General features: G+C 63.2%; 19 protein-coding genes. 9 read left to right on the forward strand and 10 right to left on the reverse strand.

What is annotated here, in order from left to right:
- Positions 1-7: 7 nt before the first annotated feature.
- The 4 genes from ACZ9A3_RS20360 to lnt are packed head-to-tail and all read left to right on the forward strand — an operon-like array spanning position 8 to position 3,870.
- Positions 8-1,009, forward strand: a complete 1,002-nt coding sequence (locus tag ACZ9A3_RS20360) for a PhoH family protein (RefSeq protein ID WP_045199842.1) — start codon at positions 8-10, stop codon at positions 1,007-1,009.
- The gene (gene ybeY, locus ACZ9A3_RS20365; RefSeq protein ID WP_045199843.1) at positions 1,002-1,499 is read left to right on the forward strand and encodes an rRNA maturation RNase YbeY; all 498 of its coding nucleotides are present in this window, start codon (positions 1,002-1,004) and stop codon (positions 1,497-1,499) included. The genes ACZ9A3_RS20360 and ybeY overlap by 8 nt, the downstream gene beginning before the upstream one ends.
- Positions 1,500-1,504: 5 nt before the next feature.
- Positions 1,505-2,344, forward strand: a complete 840-nt coding sequence (locus ACZ9A3_RS20370) for an HlyC/CorC family transporter (RefSeq protein ID WP_010222913.1) — start codon at positions 1,505-1,507, stop codon at positions 2,342-2,344.
- An 8-nt stretch (positions 2,345-2,352) separates the two neighbouring features.
- Positions 2,353-3,870, forward strand: a complete 1,518-nt coding sequence (lnt, locus tag ACZ9A3_RS20375) for an apolipoprotein N-acyltransferase (RefSeq protein ID WP_045199845.1) — start codon at positions 2,353-2,355, stop codon at positions 3,868-3,870.
- Here the strand turns inward: lnt and ACZ9A3_RS20380 are convergent.
- Together ACZ9A3_RS20380 and ACZ9A3_RS20385 are read right to left on the reverse strand one after the other, a co-directional pair.
- On the reverse strand, positions 3,867-4,628 hold the full coding sequence (locus tag ACZ9A3_RS20380) for a YdcF family protein (RefSeq protein ID WP_045199847.1): 762 nt from the start codon (positions 4,626-4,628) through the stop codon (positions 3,867-3,869). The two genes, lnt and ACZ9A3_RS20380, sit on opposite strands and share 4 nt — an antisense overlap.
- A gap of 124 nt (positions 4,629-4,752) precedes the next feature.
- Positions 4,753-5,067 (reverse strand): hypothetical protein, encoded by a 315-nt coding sequence (locus tag ACZ9A3_RS20385; protein ID WP_045199850.1) that lies wholly within the window; start codon positions 5,065-5,067, stop codon positions 4,753-4,755.
- Positions 5,068-5,307: 240 nt separating this feature from the next.
- Between ACZ9A3_RS20385 and leuS the strand changes: the two genes are divergently transcribed.
- The 5 genes from leuS (at position 5,308) to ACZ9A3_RS20410 (ending at position 11,313) form a co-directional block, all read left to right on the forward strand.
- Complete coding sequence (leuS, locus tag ACZ9A3_RS20390) at positions 5,308-7,914, forward strand: leucine--tRNA ligase (protein WP_123565119.1); 2,607 nt, start codon at positions 5,308-5,310, stop codon at positions 7,912-7,914.
- 65 nt (positions 7,915-7,979) lie between these two features.
- A complete protein-coding gene (locus ACZ9A3_RS20395; RefSeq protein ID WP_045199854.1) occupies positions 7,980-8,585 on the forward strand; it encodes an LPS-assembly lipoprotein LptE in 606 nt (201 codons plus the stop codon).
- A gap of 36 nt (positions 8,586-8,621) precedes the next feature.
- Positions 8,622-9,659: a DNA polymerase III subunit delta gene (gene holA / locus ACZ9A3_RS20400; RefSeq protein WP_258595013.1), complete on the forward strand. Its 1,038-nt coding sequence runs from the start codon at positions 8,622-8,624 to the stop codon at positions 9,657-9,659.
- 111 nt (positions 9,660-9,770) lie between these two features.
- Positions 9,771-9,935, forward strand: coding sequence for an alternative ribosome rescue factor ArfA (arfA, locus tag ACZ9A3_RS20405; RefSeq protein ID WP_045199858.1), 165 nt, complete (start codon positions 9,771-9,773; stop codon positions 9,933-9,935).
- Between the two features lie 61 nt (positions 9,936-9,996).
- Positions 9,997-11,313 (forward strand): lytic murein transglycosylase, encoded by a 1,317-nt coding sequence (locus ACZ9A3_RS20410; RefSeq protein ID WP_045200053.1) that lies wholly within the window; start codon positions 9,997-9,999, stop codon positions 11,311-11,313.
- Here ACZ9A3_RS20410 and ACZ9A3_RS20415 read toward each other — a convergent pair.
- The 8 genes from ACZ9A3_RS20415 to rodA all read right to left on the reverse strand — a co-directional run bounded on the left by ACZ9A3_RS20415 (position 11,304) and on the right by rodA (position 18,829).
- Entirely contained in the window at positions 11,304-12,311 is a 1,008-nt protein-coding gene (locus ACZ9A3_RS20415) for a S66 peptidase family protein (RefSeq protein ID WP_476253063.1), read from the reverse strand. The two genes, ACZ9A3_RS20410 and ACZ9A3_RS20415, sit on opposite strands and share 10 nt — an antisense overlap.
- A gap of 91 nt (positions 12,312-12,402) precedes the next feature.
- Entirely contained in the window at positions 12,403-13,401 is a 999-nt protein-coding gene (lipA, locus tag ACZ9A3_RS20420) for a lipoyl synthase (protein ID WP_010222903.1), read from the reverse strand.
- 2 nt (positions 13,402-13,403) lie between these two features.
- Complete coding sequence (lipB, locus tag ACZ9A3_RS20425; RefSeq protein ID WP_045199863.1) at positions 13,404-14,051, reverse strand: lipoyl(octanoyl) transferase LipB; 648 nt, start codon at positions 14,049-14,051, stop codon at positions 13,404-13,406.
- Positions 14,051-14,323 carry a DUF493 domain-containing protein gene (locus tag ACZ9A3_RS20430; RefSeq protein WP_045199865.1) on the reverse strand — a complete coding sequence of 91 codons (273 nt, stop codon included), beginning with the start codon at positions 14,321-14,323 and terminating at the stop codon, positions 14,051-14,053. The genes lipB and ACZ9A3_RS20430 overlap by 1 nt, the downstream gene beginning before the upstream one ends.
- Positions 14,324-14,398: 75 nt before the next feature.
- Positions 14,399-15,559, reverse strand: coding sequence for a D-alanyl-D-alanine carboxypeptidase family protein (locus tag ACZ9A3_RS20435; RefSeq protein WP_045199868.1), 1,161 nt, complete (start codon positions 15,557-15,559; stop codon positions 14,399-14,401).
- Positions 15,560-15,693: 134 nt separating this feature from the next.
- The gene (locus tag ACZ9A3_RS20440) at positions 15,694-16,698 is read right to left on the reverse strand and encodes a septal ring lytic transglycosylase RlpA family protein (protein WP_045199870.1); all 1,005 of its coding nucleotides are present in this window, start codon (positions 16,696-16,698) and stop codon (positions 15,694-15,696) included.
- Positions 16,698-17,708, reverse strand: coding sequence for a lytic murein transglycosylase B (mltB, locus tag ACZ9A3_RS20445; RefSeq protein WP_045200056.1), 1,011 nt, complete (start codon positions 17,706-17,708; stop codon positions 16,698-16,700). The genes ACZ9A3_RS20440 and mltB overlap by 1 nt, the downstream gene beginning before the upstream one ends.
- Before the next feature lie 17 nt (positions 17,709-17,725).
- Positions 17,726-18,829, reverse strand: a complete 1,104-nt coding sequence (gene rodA / locus ACZ9A3_RS20450) for a rod shape-determining protein RodA (RefSeq protein WP_045200058.1) — start codon at positions 18,827-18,829, stop codon at positions 17,726-17,728.
- Between the last annotated feature and the right edge of the window lie 19 nt (positions 18,830-18,848).

Here is an 18,848-nt window from a genome sequence, read left to right on the forward strand (position 1 = left end):
AACGACCTTGAACGCACCTATCGAACCACATCGTTTCATCCTCGAGCCTTTCGAGGCCCATCGCTTCGCCAACCTGTGCGGGCAGTTCGACGAGCATTTGCGCCTGATCGAACAGCGCCTGGCCATCGAAATCCGCAACCGCGGCAATCAGTTCGAACTGATCGGCGAACCCAAGCACACCTCCTCTGCCGAGCAACTGCTGCGCCGCCTCTATCGCGAGGCCAAGGCCACCGAGCTGTCGCCGGAAATGGTCCACCTGTACCTGCAGGAATCGGCCGTCGAAGAGCTGGAGAACCCGGCCGTCAACGAAGTCAGTGTTTCCTTGCGCACGCGCAAGGGCATGATTCGTCCGCGCGGGCTGAACCAGCAGCGCTACGTGAAGGAAATCCTCGGCAACGACATCAACTTCGGCATCGGCCCGGCCGGTACCGGCAAGACCTACCTGGCCGTGGCCTGCGCGGTTGATGCCCTGGAGCGTGAACAGGTGCGACGCATCCTGCTGGTGCGTCCGGCGGTCGAAGCGGGTGAAAAACTCGGCTTCCTGCCCGGCGACCTGGCACAGAAGATCGACCCGTACCTGCGCCCGCTGTATGACGCGCTGTACGAGATGCTCGGCTTTGAACACGTGGCCAAGCTGATCGAACGCCAGGTGATCGAGATCGCGCCGCTGGCCTACATGCGCGGGCGCACCCTGAACAACAGCTTCATCATCCTCGACGAAAGCCAGAACACCACGGTCGAGCAGATGAAGATGTTCCTCACCCGCATTGGGTTCGGTTCCACCGCGGTGATCACCGGTGACATCACCCAGGTCGACCTGCCGCGTGGCACCAAGTCGGGCCTGGCCCATGTCATCGAGGTGCTCAAGGGCGTGCCGGGCATCAGCTTTACGCACTTCCAGCCCAAGGACGTGGTCCGCCACCCGTTGGTGCAGCGCATTGTCGAGGCCTACGAGCGCTTCGACAGCCAGCAGCAGAACCCGACCGAAGGCAAACACCGCGATGCTTGAGCTCGATCTGCAGCTGGCAAGCGATGCGAACCACCCGACCGAAGATCAATTCCGCCAATGGTGCGAGCTGGCCCTGCGCCAGCGCACGGCCGACTCGGAAATGACCATCCGTCTGGTCGATGAAGCCGAAGGCCGCGAACTGAATCACACCTGGCGGCACAAAGACTACGCCACCAACGTGCTGTCGTTCCCGGCCGATGTGCCTGACGAGTTGCTCGACATTCCGCTGCTCGGCGACCTGGTGATCTGCATCGCCGTGGTCGAACGCGAGGCTGTCGAACAGGGCAAGGCGCTCGAGGCCCACTGGGCGCACCTGGTCATCCATGGCTGCCTGCACCTGCTGGGCTACGACCACATCGACGACGATGAGGCCGAGGAAATGGAAGCACTGGAACGAACGTTGCTTGCTGAACTGGGTCATCCGGACCCGTACGCCGACGACGAACACGACGACAATTCAACACTGATATCTGCAAAGGATCACGAGTAACCGCCATGAGCGAAGATCGATCGAGCAACGGGCAAAAGTCCTGGCTGGGCAAACTGACCCAGGCTTTTGCCCACGAGCCGAAAAACCGTCAGGAGCTGCTTGAGCTGCTGCGCGAAGCCCATCAGAACAAGCTGCTCGACAGCGAGGCGCTGACCATTGTCGAGGGCGCCATCCAGGTCGCCGACCTGCAGGTGCGCGACATCATGGTGCCGCGCTCGCAGATGATGAGCATCAAGGCGACCCAGTCGCCGCGTGAGTTCCTGCCGGCGGTGATCGACGCCGCCCACTCGCGCTACCCGGTGGTCGGCGAAAGCCACGATGACGTGCTCGGCGTGCTGCTGGCCAAAGACCTGCTGCCGTTGATCCTCAAGGAGAACGGCGACAGCTTCAACATCAAGGACCTGCTGCGCCCGGCCACCTTCGTGCCCGAGTCCAAGCGCCTGAACGTGCTGCTGCGCGAGTTTCGCGCCAACCACAACCACATGGCCATCGTCATCGACGAGTACGGCGGCGTGGCGGGCCTGGTGACCATCGAAGACGTCCTCGAGCAAATCGTCGGCGACATCGAAGACGAGCATGACGTCGAGGAAGACAGCTACATCAAGCCACTGCCCAGCGGCGACTTCCTGATCAAAGCGCTGACGCCGATCGAGAACTTCAACGAGTTCTTCGACAGCCAGTTCTCCGACGACGAGTTCGACACCGTCGGCGGCCTGGTGATGAGCGCCTTCGGCCACCTGCCCAAGCGTAACGAGACCACCGAGATCGGCCCGTACCGTTTCCGTATTCTCAACGCTGACAGCCGCCGGATTCACCTGCTGCGTCTGACCCCTATCACCCGTTAAGGACAACCATGCGCTGGATCACCCGCCCCGGCTGGCCCGGTAACCTGCTGGCCGTGGCGGCCGGTGCAATCACCACCCTGGCCCTGGCGCCGTTCGACATCTGGCCGCTGGCATTGCTTGCGGCCGGCCTGTTCTACCTCGGCCTGCGCGAGCTCAGCCCGCGCCAGGCCCTGGGCCGCGGCTGGTGCTTCGGCTTTGGCCTGTACGCTGCCGGCACCAGTTGGATCTACGTCAGCATCAATACCTACGGCGGCGCCACGCCGCTGCTGGCCACCGGGCTGTTGCTGGCGTTCTTTGCCGCCATTGCCTGGTTCTTCGCCCTGCCCGCCTGGCTCTGGGCGCGCTGGCTACGGCGCAACGAGGCGCCGTTGGCCGATGCTCTGTGCTTCGCCGCCTTATGGGTCGGCCAGGAGGCGTTCCGCGGCTGGTTCCTTACCGGTTTCCCCTGGCTGTACTCCGGTTACAGCCAGCTCGACGGCCCGCTGTCGGGCCTGGCGCCGCTGGGCGGCATGTGGCTGATCTCGTTCTGCCTGGCGCTGTGCGCGGCGCTGCTGTGCAACCTGCCACGCCTGCGCGCGCGCACGTCGTTTCTGGCAGTGGCCGTGGTCTTGCTGCTGGCGCCCTGGGCCATCGGCCTGGCGCTGAAAAACCATGCCTGGACCAGCCCGGCGGGCAAGCCGCTGACCGTTGCTGCGCTGCAAGGCAACGTCGAGCAGGAAATGAAGTGGAACCCCGAACACGTCAACGCTCAACTGGCCCTGTACCGCGACATGAGCTTCAGTTCCAAGCCGGTCGACCTGCTGGTGTGGCCGGAAACCGCGGTGCCGATCCTCAAGGACCAGGCCCAGGGCTACCTGGACATGATGGGCAACTTCGCCGCCGAGCGTAATACCGCCTTGATCACCGGGGTTCCGGTACGTGAAGTGGTGCACGAGCAACGCCGCTATTACAACGGCATCACTGTCACCGGCGAAGGCGATGGCACCTACCTCAAGCAAAAACTGGTGCCATTTGGCGAGTACGTGCCGCTGCAGGACATGCTCCGTGGCCTGATCGCCTTCTTTGACCTGCCAATGTCGGACTTCGCCCGTGGCCCGGCCGATCAGCCACTGTTGCAGGCCAAGGGCTATCAAATCGCGCCGTACATCTGCTACGAAGTGGTTTATCCGGAGTTTGCCGCAAGCCTGGCGGCCCGCAGCGATATCCTCCTGACCATCAGCAACGACACCTGGTTCGGCACCTCGATCGGCCCCCTGCAGCATCTGCAAATGGCGCAGATGCGCGCCCTGGAAGCCGGCCGCTGGATGATCCGCGCCACCAACAACGGTGTCACCGGCCTGATCGACCCGTTCGGGCGCATCACCGCACAGATCCCGCAGTTCGAGCGTGGCATCCTCTATGGCGAAGTGGTGCCGATGCAGCAACTCACCCCGTACCTGCAGTGGCGCTCCTGGCCATTGGTGATTCTCTGCGCGCTGCTGCTGGGCTGGGCCCTGCTGGCCAGCCGGATCGCCAAGACCGTCTAGTAGAACAGCTTGTAGCCGAGCAGGCCGACTGCCTCATTGAGCAGTTGGCCGCTCTGCCACAACGACTTGCCTTCCGGCAGCCAGCCACCGAAGGGGCGGGCATGGTCACGACCCAGAAAGCCCACCGGTGCCGGCACCACGACAAACCCCGCCTGCTCGAAGCTCCAGCGTGAACGCTGCATGTGCCAGGCCTGGGTCACCACCACTACGCGCTTGATCCCCAGAGGCTGCAACAACTCGGCACTCATCTGCGCGTTTTCCCAGGTGGTACGGCTGCGCTCTTCCTTCCAGCGCACGCTGACCCCGAGGTCTCGCTGCAAGGAATCGGCCATCAGCTGCGCTTCGCTGGGCGGCGTACCGTAATGCAATCCGCCGCTGGTCAATACTGGCAACCCCGAGGCCTTGGCCAGTTGCGCGGCGTAACGCATGCGCTCCATGGCCACGCCCGTGGGCTGGTCCTGCGAATCCCAGGCAGGGTCGCCGCGCTCGCGCCCGGCCCCGAGGATGACGATGGCATCGGCCTGTTGCGCAAGCCCCGCCCACTGGCTGCTGGCCAGGGCCGGCTCGCTTTCCAGTTGCCGGGCAGCCTGCTCCACCACGATCGGCAGGCTCATCAGCCACAAGCCGCCCAGGCCCAGGACAAAGCACAGGGTCGACAGCCGCGGCCAGGAATTGCGTAGCCACCAGGCAGCAATCAGCAAAAGAAACAGGATGCCAGGCGGCATGATCATTTGTTTGATGAGATAGCGAATGGGCACAGGACACCTCCTTGGAGGTGCGCAGCCTAAGAGGAACGGCACCTGGCAACAATAGTCAGGTGCCGCTCCGGGAAGTTTTTGCTGCAGTGGCGCACTCCGCCTTGCGCCGGAAAAACCCGAACAGCTACTTGAAATGCAGCGTCCTGGACTTCGCTGTGGTAGCGGAGCGCTTGTCCTTGAGCCAGACAACTCTGGCCGCAGGTGGCGTCTCCACGTGTGGCAATGCGCCGACGCGTCCATGCCCGCCCTCCGGAAGGGATTCCAGATAGGCCTTGATCACTTCGAATTCAGCGCGGCTCAAACCACGCAACTCCAATTCAGCAGGCACTTCATCGCGTAATCGAACGGAGGTTCTGGCGACCTCGAGGGCCAGGCCCAGACGATCGATCAGCCGTTCGTAAAGCTCCGGTTTGGTTACTTGTTGCTGCGACTCTCCCATCCGTTCACCTCATTGAAGATAAATATATCTCCCCCCACACATGAGCTTAGCGTTACTCGCAAAAGCAGCCGGACGCCGCGACCAACGGCCCGCCGCGCCAAAGGCGGTGCAATCAGGGTTTCCCTCGGTGGACAGGGGTCATGTATGCTAGGGCGTTCACCATACTTGACACCGGATTGCCGATGCAGCGGTTTGATCGCTGCCTGGATAAGGTCTCCCATTTCTCAGCGCAAAGTAGCCATGCACGAACTCTATCAGCCCCGCGAAATCGAAGCCGCCGCCCAGTCTTACTGGGATGAGCGAAAGTCTTTTGAAGTCAGTGAACAGCCAGGCAAGGACACGTACTACTGCCTATCGATGTTCCCGTACCCAAGCGGCAAGCTACATATGGGCCACGTGCGCAACTACACCATCGGTGACGTGATCGCCCGTTACCAGCGCATGCTCGGCAAGAACGTCCTGCAGCCAATGGGCTGGGACGCCTTCGGCATGCCGGCGGAAAACGCCGCGATGAAGAACAACGTCGCCCCGGCCAAGTGGACCTACGAAAACATCGACTACATGAAGACCCAGCTCAAGAGCCTGGGCCTGGCATTCGACTGGTCGCGTGAAGTCACCACTTGCAAGCCGGACTACTACCGCTGGGAACAGTGGCTGTTCACCCGCCTGTTCGAAAAAGGCGTGATCTACCGCAAGAACGGTACCGTGAACTGGGACCCGGCCGACCAGACCGTGCTCGCCAACGAGCAGGTCATCGACGGTCGCGGCTGGCGTTCGGGCGCGCTGATCGAGAAGCGCGAAATCCCGATGTACTACTTCAAGATCACCGACTACGCCGACGAGCTGCTGGAAAGCCTCGACGAGCTGCCGGGCTGGCCTGAGCAGGTCAAGACCATGCAGCGCAACTGGATCGGCAAGTCCCGCGGCATGGAAGTGCAGTTCCCCTACGACCAGGCCAGCATCGGCCACGCCGGGGTGCTGAAAGTCTTCACCACCCGTCCGGACACCCTGATGGGCGCCACCTACGTGGCCGTTGCCGCCGAGCACCCGCTGGCCACCCAGGCCGCCCAGGGCAACCCCGAGCTGCAAGCCTTCATCGATGAATGCAAGAGCGGCAGCGTCGCTGAAGCCGACATCGCCACCCAGGAGAAAAAGGGCCTGGCCACCTCGCTGTTCGTCGAGCACCCGCTGACCGGCGAGAAGTTGCCGGTGTGGGTCGCCAACTACGTGCTGATGCACTACGGCGATGGCGCAGTAATGGCGGTACCGGCACACGACGAGCGCGATTTCGAGTTCGCCCACAAGTACAACCTGCCAGTGAAGGCCGTGGTGCGCACCAGTGCCGGCGATGAAGTCGGCAACGAGTGGCTGGCCGCCTATGGCGAGCACGGCCAGCTGATCAATTCCGGCGAATTCGACGGCCTGGACTTCGCCGGCGCGTTCGACGCCATCGAAGTGGCGCTGATCAAGAAAGAGCTGGGCAAATCCCGCACCCAGTTCCGCCTGCGCGACTGGGGCATCAGCCGCCAGCGCTACTGGGGCTGCCCGATCCCGATTATCCACTGCCCGTCCTGTGGCGATGTGCCGGTACCGGAAGAGCAACTGCCGGTCATCCTGCCAGAAAACGTCGTGCCCGATGGCGCCGGCTCGCCGCTGGCGCGCATGCCCGAGTTCTACGAGTGCAGCTGCCCGAAATGCGGCACCGCAGCCAAGCGTGAAACCGACACCATGGACACCTTCGTCGAGTCGTCGTGGTATTTCGCCCGCTACGCCTCGCCTAACTACGAAGGCGGCATGGTCGACCCGAAAGCGGCCAACCACTGGCTGCCGGTCGACCAGTACATCGGCGGTATCGAACACGCGATCCTGCACCTGCTGTACGCGCGCTTCTTCCACAAGCTGATGCGCGACGAAGGCCTGGTCACCTCCAACGAGCCGTTCAAGAACCTGCTGACCCAGGGCATGGTCGTTGCCGAAACCTACTACCGCGTTGCCAGCAACGGCGGCAAGGACTGGTTCAACCCGGCCGACGTCGAGATCGAGCGCGACGCCAAGGCCAAGATCATCGGCGCCACGCTGAAAACCGACGGCCTGCCGGTCGAGATCGGCGGCACCGAGAAGATGTCCAAGTCCAAGAACAACGGCGTTGACCCGCAGGCGATGATCGAAGCCTACGGCGCCGACACCTGCCGCCTGTTCATGATGTTCGCCTCGCCGCCGGACATGAGCCTGGAATGGTCCGACTCCGGTGTCGAAGGTGCCAACCGCTTCCTGCGCCGCGTCTGGCGCCTGGCTCAGGCCCACGTGGCCCAGGGCCTGCCGGGCAAGCTGGATGTCGCCAGCCTCGATGACGGGCAAAAAGTGATCCGCCGCGCCATCCACGCAGCCATCAAGCAGGCCAGCACCGATGTCGGCCAGCACCACAAGTTCAACACCGCCATCGCCCAGGTGATGACCGTGATGAACGTACTGGAGAAAGCCCCGCAAGCCAGCGAACAGGACCGCGCCCTGCTGCAGGAAGGCCTGGAAGCTGTAACCTTGCTGCTGGCGCCGATTACCCCGCACATCAGCCACGAGCTGTGGCAGCGCCTGGGCCACCAGGACGCAGTGATCGATGCGGCCTGGCCGGTACTGGACGAGAGCGCCCTGGTCCAGGACAGCATCGTCCTGGTCATCCAGGTCAACGGCAAGCTGCGTGGCCAGATCGAAATGCCGGCCGCGGCCAGCCGTGAAGAAGTCGAAGCCGCCGCGCGCAGCAACGAGAACGTGCTGCGCTTCACCGAAGGCCTGAGCATCCGCAAGGTCATCGTGGTACCGGGCAAGCTGGTCAACATCGTCGCCAACTGACAGGAAAAGCCGGCCCGCCACAGCGCGGGCCGGCGCACAGAATCGGCCCACAAGGGAGCTACAACATGATCAAACGCAATCTGCTGGTAATGGGCCTGGCCGTTATGCTCAGCGCCTGCGGTTTCCAGCTGCGCGGTACCGGCAACACGGAACTGGCGATCAAGGAACTGGACCTGAGCGCGCGTAACGCCTACGGCGATACCGTGCTGCAGTTGCGCCAGGCATTGCAAAGCAACGGCGTCAATGTCCACGCCGGCGCGCCTTACAAGCTGGTGCTGACCAACGAACAAGAGTCCCAGCGTGCGGCAACCTACGCCGGTTCCGGGCGCTCGGCCGAGTACGAACTGACCACCGTGCTGAGCTACAGCATCGAAGGTCACAACGACACCAACCTGCTCAACGACAAGCTCGAAGTGCGCAAGATCTACGTGCATGACGGCAACAACATCACCGGTTCCGACCAGGAAGCCAACCAGACCCGCAAGGAAATGCGCCGCGACCTGGTGCAGAACATGCTCGTACGCCTGCAACTGCTGACCCCGAGCCAGCTTGAAGGCCTGCAACAAAAGGCTGACGAACGCGCGCAAGCCGAAGCCGACGCCCTGGAAGCTGCCCGCCGTGCCCAGGACGAAACGCCTCAGCAGTCGCCGCTGCAACTGCCGCGCAACTGAGACTGAACGGGGCACTTCGGTGCCCCGTCTGCCATCATGAAACTCACTCCCGCCCAGCTCAACAAACACCTGCAAGGCAGCCTCGCGCCGGTTTACGTGATCAGCGGCGATGACCCGCTGCTGTGCCAGGAAGCGGCCGACGCCGTGCGTGCCGCGGCGCGCCAGCAAGGCTTCGATGAACGCCAGGTGTTCAGCGCCGACGCCAACTTCGACTGGGGCACCCTGCTCCAGGCCGGGGCCAGCCTGTCGCTGTTCGCCCAGCGCCGCCTGCTCGAGCTGCGCCTGCCCTCCGGCAAGCCTGGCGACAAGGGCGCGGCAGCACTGATCGAGTACTGCGCCAAGCCTGCCGAAGACAACCTGCTGCTGATCAGCCTGCCCAAGCTCGATGGCAGTGCGCAGAAGACCAAGTGGGGCAAGGCCTTGATCGAAGGCCAGCACGTCCAGTTCGTGCAGATCTGGCCGGTAGACAGCCACCAGTTGCCGCAATGGATCAGCCAGCGCCTGTCCCAGGCCGGGCTGAGCGCCCAGCGCGACGCGGTTGACCTGATCGCCGCCCGGGTTGAAGGCAACCTGCTGGCAGCAGCCCAGGAGATCGAGAAGCTCAAGCTGCTGGCCGAAGGCAATCAGATCACGGTTGAAACGGTCCAGGCGGCAGTAGCCGACAGTGCCCGTTTCGATGTGTTCGGCCTGGTCGATGCGATCCTCAATGGCGAGGCAGCCCATGCTTTGCGCATGCTTGAGGGCTTGCGCGGCGAAGGGGTCGAGCCACCGGTGATTCTCTGGGCCCTGGCCCGGGAACTGCGCCTGCTGGCCGGGCTTGCCCAGCAGTTCAGCCAGGGCGTGCCGCTGGACAAGGCCTTCAGCCAGGCCCGGCCGCCGGTCTGGGACAAGCGCAAGCCGCTGATGAGCAAAGCCCTGCAACGCCATTCGGCGCAGCGCTGGAGCCAGTTGCTGCAGGATGCCCAGCGCATCGATGCGCAGATCAAGGGCCAGGCCCAGGGTTCGCCGTGGACCAGCCTGGCGCGCCTGTCGTTGTTGATGGCGGGGCAGCGCCTGGCTTTGCCGGCGGAGTGAAATGTATCGCGGGGCAAGCCCGCTCCTACCGATTTGTGTGGGAGCGGGCTTGCCCCGCGATAACTTCACACCTATATTGCGCCCCACACCCACCCTGCAGGACTCCCTGTCATGAGCAAAAAACCCGCAAAGCCCGGGCCCAACAAGGCCAAATCCATCGTCGCCCAGCCCTTGTTCCGCAGCCGCCAGGAACGCGCCGGCAAAGGCAAAGGCAGCTACCGCCGCGAAGCCTTCCAATCGAGAGATTGGGAGGCTTCTTACTTTTTGGCCGCATAAAGGCAAGAATCCGGCAGGCATGGTATGGTCGGCACCTGACCTGAAATACCTGGACCTGTGCATGCCCCTTTGTCTTTCCCGTCGCTGGCAACCTCGCCAGCTGATTGCCGCCTCCAGCCTCATCCTGCTTGTCGCCTGCGCGGAGAAACCCACCGCCGCCGATGCGCTGCCGCTGGCCCCTGCCCAACCGGCTCCAGTCGTCACCCTGCCCACCCCTGCCGTCGACACGCTCAGCGAGATCCAGCCGCTGCAAAGCTTCGCCCAATGGCAGGCGGGATTCCGCCAGCAAGCCCTGCAAGCGGGTATCAATGCCAGCACCTTCGACCGCGCATTCCTCGGTGTCACACCCGACATGGACGTGATCAAGGCCGACCGCAGCCAGCCTGAGTTTACCCGGCCGGTATGGGAGTACCTCGATGGTGCGCTGTCGCCACTGCGGGTACGCAACGGCAAAGGCCTGCTGGAAAAACATGCCGAGTTGCTGAGCCAGATCGAACAACGCTACGGCGTCGACCGCAATGTGCTGGTGTCGGTGTGGGGAATGGAGAGCAACTTTGGCCAGTTCCAGGGCAACAAATCGGTTATCCGCTCTCTCGCCACCCTGGCCTATGAAGGCCGCCGCCCGGCATTCGCCCAGGCGCAGTTGATCGCGGCGCTGCAAATCCTGCAAAACGGTGATATCCAGCCCGACGCCATGAAGGGCTCGTGGGCCGGGGCCATGGGCCAGACCCAGTTCATCCCCACCACCTACAACACCCATGCCGTGGATTTTGACGGCGACGGCCGCCGGGATATCTGGAACAGCTCGGCTGACGCCCTGGCCTCGACTGCGCATTACCTGCAGAGCTCCGGCTGGAAACGCGGCGAACCCTGGGGTTTTGAGGTGCAGCTGGCGCCTGGCTTCGACTACTGGCTGGCCGATGGCAGCCAGCGCAAGCCGGTATCGGAATGGCTGCAGATGGGCCTGAAACTGCCCGCCGGCGTACGTTTGCCAGCCGGCAGCGAGCAGCTGTCCGCCGCCCTGCTGTTGCCGGCCGGTTATCGCGGCCCGGCATTCCTGGTACTGGACAACTTCCGCGCGATCCTCAAGTACAACAACTCGTCGTCCTACGCCATGGCCGTCGGCCTGCTCGGCCAGCGCTTCGATGGCTCGGGCTACATTGCCGGCTCATGGCCCAAGGATGACCTGCCACTGAGCCGCAGCGAGCGTGTCGAGCTGCAGACCCTGCTCAGTGCCCGCAACTACGACGCCGGCGCCGCCGACGGCATCATCGGCGCCAACACCCGCAAGGCCATCCGCAGCGCCCAGCAGGCGCTGGGCTGGCCGGCTGATGGCTATCCGACGCACAAGCTGCTCGATAGCTTGCGTCAGCGCTGAAGCACCTCGCGGGGCAGGTCACTCTGGCCTGCCCCGCGATGGCGCTCAAACAAATCCTGCTCCAGTCGCAAACACTTGCCATCGGCATCCAGGCACACCCTGGCCCCCATCGGCAACGTCAGGTTCGGGTCGCAATGACCACTGCGCCAGCCGGCCAGCACCGGCACCTGCAGCGGTGCAAAGAACTGGCGCAGCAAGGGCGCCAGCGCCTCTAGTGCAATCCCGGCGAAATCCCCGACCAGCACGCCACGAATCCCTTCGAGCTTGCCCGCCAGACGCAATTGCGTCAGCAGGCGGTCGACCCGGTACAGCGGCTCGTTGACGTCTTCGATAAACAGAATACCGCCATCACAGTGGATTTCTGCCGGGGTGCCCAGGGTCGCGCACAACAACGACAGATTACCCCCCAGTAAAGGCCCGCTGGCAGTGCCTGGCAGGATGGTGGTCAATGGCCAGGCCTGAGGGTGCTCAAGACGGTCACCGGCGCCCAGCTGGCCGCGCAGCTGCTCGAACAACGAAGAGAGTGTCGGCTCCTGCTTGTTGCCCAGCAGCTCCGACTTGAGCATGGCACCATGGAAAGTCACAAACCCGGCATGACGGGCAATCGCCGTGTGCAGCGCGGTAATGTCGCTGTAGCCGACCAACGGCTTGGGATGCCGGCGCAGCAAGTCGAAATCGATGTTTTCCAGCAGGCGCATGCTGCCGTAGCCACCGCGCAGGCAGATGATGGCATCGACATCCTTAGCGGCAAATGCACTGTGCAGGTCCTGCAGGCGCTGCGCATCGCTACCGGCCAGATAACCCTCGGCGGCGGTTACTCCCGGGTAGATCCGGCAGCGATAGCCGCGCGCCTCGAACCACTGGTTGACCTTGAGCGTATCGACCTGGGCGGGACCTGCCGGGGCGATGATTGCGATCAGCCCGCCAGCGGGCAAGGCCATGGGCAACGGCTGGGCGTGAGACAGCACATCGGCCTGATGGGTGAAGGGAAGGTTCATCCAGACGACTCCTTGTGTGGACAGGTCGGCAAACAAAAATGCCGATGTCGCTTTGCAGCAGACATCGGCATCGAGACAACCAGGCTGTCGATCAGAGCTTGATCTTGGCCTCATGCGCCTGCTGGTCGGCATGGTACGAAGAACGCACCAGCGGACCGGAAGCAACGTTCTTGAAGCCCATCTTGTAACCTTCTTCGGCGAACCAGGCAAAGGTGTCCGGGTGCACGAAACGCTGCACCGGCAAGTGGCTGCGCGACGGCTGCAGGTACTGGCCGAGGGTCAGCATGTCGATGTTGTGCTCGCGCATGCGATGCATCACTTCGATCACTTCTTCATCGGTTTCGCCAAGGCCCAGCATCAGCCCGGACTTGGTCGGTACGTGCGGCACCAGTTCCTTGAACTTCTGCAGCAAGGTCAGCGACCACTGGTAGTCCGAACCCGGACGCGCGGCCTTGTACAGGCGCGGTACGGTTTCGAGGTTGTGGTTGAACACATCCGGCGGGGTTTCGGCGGTAATCGCCAGGGCTACATCCATGCGCCCGCGGTAGTCCGGCACCAGGGTCTCGAGCTGCACACCCGGCGACAGCGCGCGGATCTCACGGATACAGTCGGCAAAATGCTGGGCACCACCGTCGCGCAGGTCGTCGCGGTCCACCGAGGTGATCACCACGTACTTCAGGCGCAGGTCGGCAATGGCCACGGCGAGGTTCTTCGGCTCGTCGACGTCCAAGGGCTTCGGCCGGCCATGGCCGACGTCGCAGAACGGGCAGCGACGGGTGCAGATGTCACCCATGATCATGAAGGTCGCGGTGCCGCCCGAGAAGCACTCGCCCAGGTTCGGGCAGGAGGCTTCTTCGCAGACGCTGTGCAGCTTGTGCTTGCGCAGCAGTTGCTTGATGCGGTCGACTTCCGGCGAAACCGGGATACGCACGCGAATCCAGTCAGGCTTCTTTGGCAGCTCGTCAGTGGGGATGATCTTTACCGGGATACGCGCGACTTTTTCCGCGCCACGCAGTTTGACACCCGCCTCGACCTTCGGCCGAGGCGCTGGCGTCACGCTTTGCACTGGTTCTTGCACAACAGTAGTCATATTCAGAAGATTCCGCCCGTAAGGGTCGTCTGCTCAGCATAGTCGAGGTGCTTGACCAGCTGCCCGCGCAGCCTTGCCCTTACCTCAGAGAGTTCGATCGAGCCTGCCTGGTCGCGCAGCTGGGTCATGGCCAGCCCCGCATACCCGCAGGGGTTAATCCGGCGGAATGGCGCCAGGTCCATGTCCACGTTCAAGGCAAGGCCGTGGAACGAACAGCCATTGCGAATCCGCAGGCCGAGCGAGGCGATCTTCGCCCCGTCGACATAAACGCCTGGGGCATCGGCCTTGGCCGCCGCCTCGACGTTGTAACTGGCCAGCAACTCGATCAGGCAGCGCTCGATGCGGCTGACCAGATCGCGCACGCCAAAACCCAGGCGGCGTACATCCAGCAGCAAGTACGCCACCAGCTGACCCGGGCCGTGATAGGTCACCTGGCCGCCGCGATCGGTCTGCACCACCGGGATGTCACCCGGTACCAGCAGATGCTCGGCCTTGCCGGCCTGGCCCTGGGTGAACACCGCCGGGTGTTCAACCAGCCATACCTCATCCGCGGTGCCCGGGCCACGCTGGTCGGTAAACCGACGCATGGCCTCCAGCACCGGCTCGTAAGGCAGCAGGCCGAGGTCGCGAAAGCCGAGGCACGCGGGCATCAGAGCACCATTTTCACGATTCCGGTCGCGCGCAGGGCGCTGTTGATATCGTGCAGCTGGTCTTCACCCGTGGCGATGATGTGCAGTTGCACCGTGGTGTACTTGCCTTCCTTGCTCTGACGTTCAGCCAGGGTACTCATGTCGACCGTGGCGTACTTCTTGAGGATCTCGATCACCGTGTCCTTGAAATTGACCACGGTGTCGCCGATGACCTTGATCGGGTAATCGGCGCAGGGGAATTCGATTTTGTGCGACTTGTCAGCTTCGGTCATAGCAGTAACGGCCTCGTAAGCCGTGGCAACAACAACGCCCCCGCATGAGTGGCGGGGGCGTGGCAGGTCACGATATCAGTTGAACAACCCGTAGAAGAATAGCCGAATGCTATCCCACACACGACGGAAGAAACCACCTTCCTCAACGCCATCCAGCGCGATCAGGTCGGCACTGTGGACAACTTTGTCATCCAGTTTGACTTCCACTTTACCGATCACGTCACCTTTGTTGATCGGAGCGATCAATTGCGGGTTCATGGTCATGCTTGCGGCCAGCTTTTTCAATTGGCCTTTAGGCAAAGTCATGGTCAGGTCTTCGGCGAGACCGGCTTTGACCTGATTGGTTGCGCCCTTCCAGACCGGTGCCTGGGCAAGCTCGGTACCCTTCTGGTAGAAGGTCTGGGTTTCGAAGAAGCGGAAGCCGTAGGTCAGCAGCTTCTGGGTTTCGGCCGCACGCGATTGCTCGCTGTTGGTACCGAAGACCACGGCGATCAGGCGCATGCCGTCACGTACTGCCGAAGACACCATGCAGTAGCCGGCTTCGTCGGTGTGGCCGGTTTTCAGGCCGTCGACGGTCTTGTCGCGCCACAGCAGCAGGTTGCGGTTAGGCTGCTTGATGTTGTTCCAGAAGAACTCTTTCTGCGAGTAGATCGCATAGTGAGCCGGGTCTTCGTGGATGATCGCGCGCGCCAGCACTGCCATGTCGTGGGCCGACGAGTAGTGCTCGGGGTTCGGCAGGCCGGTCGGGTTCATGAAGTGGCTGTTGCTCATGCCCAGGTCGCCGGCGGTCTTGTTCATCATGTCGGCGAAGGCGTCTTCGCTGCCGGCGATGTGCTCGGCGAGGGCGACGCTGGCGTCGTTACCCGACTGGATGATGATGCCGTGCAGCAGGTCGCTGACGCTGACCTGGGTGCCGACCTTGATGAACATCCGCGAACCGCCGGTGCGCCAGGCGTTTTCGCTGACGGTGACCGGGTCGTTTTCGCCGATCTGCCCGCGGCGGATATCCAGGGTCGCGATGTAGGCGGTCATCAGCTTGGTCAGGCTCGCCGGAGGCAGACGCTGGTCACCATTGTTCTCGACCAGGATGTTGCCGCTGGAGGCTTCCATGAGCACGTAGGACTTGGCAGCCAGTTGCGGCGGCGACGGCATCATTTGCTCTGCCGCGAAGGCGGCGGGGGCAATCATCAGCGGTACAAGCAGGCAAAGGCGTTTGGCAAAGCTGGTTATGTTCATCCGTCTCTCGAAATGGCTAATGGGCTCATGCCCTCATGGGCAAAACGTTTACAGGCGCATGGCCTGACGGGCAAAACCGCCATTGTACATGGCGGCTGCGCCCGGCTGCATGACAAACCGATCAGTCCCCCCGATCAGTCTGCCGTGACGACTTTGGGCTGCCCCAGATTGGCCAGGCGCACGCTGTCCTGCATCTGCTGGGCTTCACCCTGGCTGTTGATCGGCCCCAGGCGGACCCGGTGCAGGGTCTGCTGGTTGCGCACGATCGAACTGATGAACACCGGTGCGCTGACCATGCTGCTGAGCTTGGAGCGCAGCAGTTCGGCGGCATCGGGGTTGGCAAAAGCGCCGACCTGCAAGTAAAGACCATTGCTGGCCATCGTGTTGTTGCTGGCGACTTGCAGGGGTACGACCGCAGCGGCGTGCTGCTGCGGCGGTGGCGTCCATTGCTCGACCGTGCCGGTGCTGGCCGGCAGCGCCTGGGTCTGGGCCACTTGCGGCTGGTCGAGGACCATCGGCGCCGGCTGGCCGCGCTGGGCCCACCATTGTTTCGGGTCGATGCCTTCAACGCGCACCCGCGCGGTGCCGGTCTCGGCATAGCCGAGCTTCTTCGCCGCCGCGTACGACAGGTCGATGATGCGGTCGGAATAGAACGGCCCGCGGTCGTTGACCCGCAGGATCACGCTGCGCTGGTTGTCGAGGTTGGTAACCTTGACGTAGGCCGGCAGCGGCAGGGTCTTGTGCGCCGCGCTCATACCGTAGAGGTCATAGACCTCGCCGTTGGCGGTGTTCTGGCCGTGGAACTTGGTGCCGTACCAGGATGCCGTGCCCTCGGCGCGGTAGTTGCGCGAGTCGGGGATCGGGAAGTAGGTCTTGCCCAGCACGGTGTAGGGGTTGGCCTTGTAGTTGCCGGTGTGCACGGTCGGGGTCGCGTCGGGGATCTTCGAGACGTCGACGTCCCACCATGGCGCGCCGTCCTTGTGGGCCCGGTTGATGTCCAGGCCGGGCTTGGCCCGCACGACATTGGCATTACCCTGGGTGGAGGTGCTCGGGCGGCTGCTCGAACAGCTCACCAGCACCAGGCCCAGGGCCGCGCAACCCAGCAGTTTCAGCGATGTAGCGGAGAACATTACGCGCATTACTTGGCGCCCCGTGCTTGAACCAGCAGGTCCGAGAGCTGATGCACTGCCATGGCATACATCACGCTGCGGTTATAGCGAGTGATCGCGTAGAAGTTTTTCAGGCCCAGCCAGTATTCCGGGCCGTTGTCACCTTCGAGCCGGAAGGCGGTGACCGGCAGATCATCGCGCAGCGCATCATGACTCGACCAGCCCAGTGCCCGCAACTCCCCGACCGTCTTGACCGCGTCGATGCCCGGGCTCAGGCCTTCGTCGACGCGTTCGCCACGCACCGTGGCGCGGCTGACCACCTGTTCGCCGGCTACCCAGCCATGACGCTTGAAGTAGCTGGCAACGCTGCCGATGGCATCGTCCGGGTTGTTCCAGATATTGATGTGGCCGTCGCCGTCAAAATCCACGGCGTAGGCGCGAAAGCTGCTCGGCATGAACTGCGGCAAGCCCATGGCCCCGGCGTAGGAGCCCTTGAGGGTCAGTGGGTCAACCTGCTCTTCACGGGCCAGCAACAGGTACTCGCGCAGCTCCTTGCGGAAGAATTCGGCACGCGGCGGATAATCGAAGCCCAGGGTCGACAGCGCATCAATCACCCGGTAATTGCCGGTGTTGCGGCCAAAGAAGGTTTCGACGCCGATGATCGAGACGATCACCTGGGCCGGCACGCCGTATTCCTGTTCGGCGCGGGCCAGGGTGGCCTCATGCTGGCGCCAGAAGTCGACGCCGCGGGCGACGCGGGCGTCGGTGAGGAACATCGGCCGGTAGTCTTTCCAGGGTTTTACCCGTTCAGCCGGGCGCGAGATCGCGTCAAGGATCGACTGCTTGCGCTGAACCTCGCGAAACACCCCCATTAGTTGCTCACCGGCAAAACCGTAGTCGCGGGTCATTTCGCCGACGAACTCGGCTACCTGGGGCGAGCCGTCGTAGTCGCCGGCAGCAGCGCCTTGCGCTCCGCCGAGCAAACCTACAAAGCCGACCCAGGGCGCACAACGAGCCGCCCAGCCACGCATTGCTTGCATGTAATTCTTCACCTTATTCAAACCTGCGCAATCCATTTGCGATGCGTATGGATCGACATTAAAACCCCAAACGCTGACAGCAGCGTCACCAACGAAGTTCCGCCATAACTAATGAAGGGCAGCGGCACCCCCACCACGGGCAACAAGCCGCTGACCATACCGATATTGACGAACACATAAACAAAGAAGGTCATGGTCAGGCTGCCGGCCAGCAACTTGCCGTAGAGCGTCTGGGCCTGGGCGGTAATCACCAGGCCGCGGCCGATCAGCAGCAGGTAGATCAAAAGCAGCGCGCAGATGCCGACCAGGCCGAACTCCTCGCCAAGCACGGCGATGATGAAGTCGGTGTGGCTTTCCGGGAGAAAGTCCAGGTGCGACTGGGTGCCCAGCAGCCAGCCCTTGCCGAACACCCCGCCCGAGCCGATCGCCGCTTTCGACTGGATGATGTTCCAGCCGGTGCCCAGCGGATCGCTTTCCGGGTCGAGAAAGGTCAGTACCCGCTGTTTCTGGTAGTCGTGCATGACGAAGAACCACATCGCCACCGCCACCGGCACTGCCGCCGCCACCACGCTGAGGATCCAGCGCCAGCGCAGGCCGCCCATGAACAGCACGAAGGCGCCGGAGGCGAGGATCAGCAAGGCGGTACCCAGGTCTGGCTGGCGCACGATGAGGATGAACGGCAGGCCGATCAGGATCAGGCTGATCACCACGTGCTTCAAATGCGGCGGCAGCGAGCGCTTGGCCAGGTACCAGGCGATGGTCGCCGGCATGATGATCTTCATGAACTCCGAGGGCTGGAAGCGGATCACCCCGGGAATGTTGATCCAGCGCGTGGCGCCCATGGCGTTGTGGCCCATAACGTCGACCACCACCAGCAGGATCACCCCGACCACATAGGCAAGGGGCACCCAGCGCGCCATGAAACGTGGTTCGAGCTGGGCAATGACGAACATCGACACCAGGCCGATGCCGAACGAACTGGCTTGCTTGAGCAGCAGGTCCCAGTTCTTGCCGCTGGCCGAATAGAGCACGAACAGGCTGCCGGCAGCCAGGGTCAGCAGCAGGATCAGCAACGGGCCGTCGACATGGATGCGCTGCAGGAAGCTTGCGCGACGACGCATTACGTCCTCGCTGGAAAGC

This window comes from Pseudomonas sp. TE4620, assembly GCF_056279045.1.

Bases quoted from the DNA above. Each gene is read 5' to 3' on its own strand.
- ybeY (WP_045199843.1), top strand. From the start codon at position 1,002: ATGCTTGAGCTCGATCTGCAGCTGGCAAGCGATGCGAACCACCCGACC.
- ACZ9A3_RS20370 (WP_010222913.1), top strand. From the start codon at position 1,505: ATGAGCGAAGATCGATCGAGCAACGGGCAAAAGTCCTGGCTGGGCAAA.
- lnt (WP_045199845.1), top strand. From the start codon at position 2,353: ATGCGCTGGATCACCCGCCCCGGCTGGCCCGGTAACCTGCTGGCCGTG.
- ACZ9A3_RS20385 (WP_045199850.1), bottom strand. From the start codon at position 5,067: ATGGGAGAGTCGCAGCAACAAGTAACCAAACCGGAGCTTTACGAACGG.
- leuS (WP_123565119.1), top strand. From the start codon at position 5,308: ATGCACGAACTCTATCAGCCCCGCGAAATCGAAGCCGCCGCCCAGTCT.
- ACZ9A3_RS20395 (WP_045199854.1), top strand. From the start codon at position 7,980: ATGATCAAACGCAATCTGCTGGTAATGGGCCTGGCCGTTATGCTCAGC.
- holA (WP_258595013.1), top strand. From the start codon at position 8,622: ATGAAACTCACTCCCGCCCAGCTCAACAAACACCTGCAAGGCAGCCTC.
- arfA (WP_045199858.1), top strand. From the start codon at position 9,771: ATGAGCAAAAAACCCGCAAAGCCCGGGCCCAACAAGGCCAAATCCATC.
- ACZ9A3_RS20410 (WP_045200053.1), top strand. From the start codon at position 9,997: ATGCCCCTTTGTCTTTCCCGTCGCTGGCAACCTCGCCAGCTGATTGCC.
- ACZ9A3_RS20415 (WP_476253063.1), bottom strand. From the start codon at position 12,311: ATGAACCTTCCCTTCACCCATCAGGCCGATGTGCTGTCTCACGCCCAG.
- lipA (WP_010222903.1), bottom strand. From the start codon at position 13,401: ATGACTACTGTTGTGCAAGAACCAGTGCAAAGCGTGACGCCAGCGCCT.
- lipB (WP_045199863.1), bottom strand. From the start codon at position 14,051: ATGCCCGCGTGCCTCGGCTTTCGCGACCTCGGCCTGCTGCCTTACGAG.
- ACZ9A3_RS20430 (WP_045199865.1), bottom strand. From the start codon at position 14,323: ATGACCGAAGCTGACAAGTCGCACAAAATCGAATTCCCCTGCGCCGAT.
- ACZ9A3_RS20435 (WP_045199868.1), bottom strand. From the start codon at position 15,559: ATGAACATAACCAGCTTTGCCAAACGCCTTTGCCTGCTTGTACCGCTG.
- ACZ9A3_RS20440 (WP_045199870.1), bottom strand. From the start codon at position 16,698: ATGCGCGTAATGTTCTCCGCTACATCGCTGAAACTGCTGGGTTGCGCG.
- mltB (WP_045200056.1), bottom strand. From the start codon at position 17,708: ATGCAAGCAATGCGTGGCTGGGCGGCTCGTTGTGCGCCCTGGGTCGGC.
- rodA (WP_045200058.1), bottom strand. From the start codon at position 18,829: ATGCGTCGTCGCGCAAGCTTCCTGCAGCGCATCCATGTCGACGGCCCG.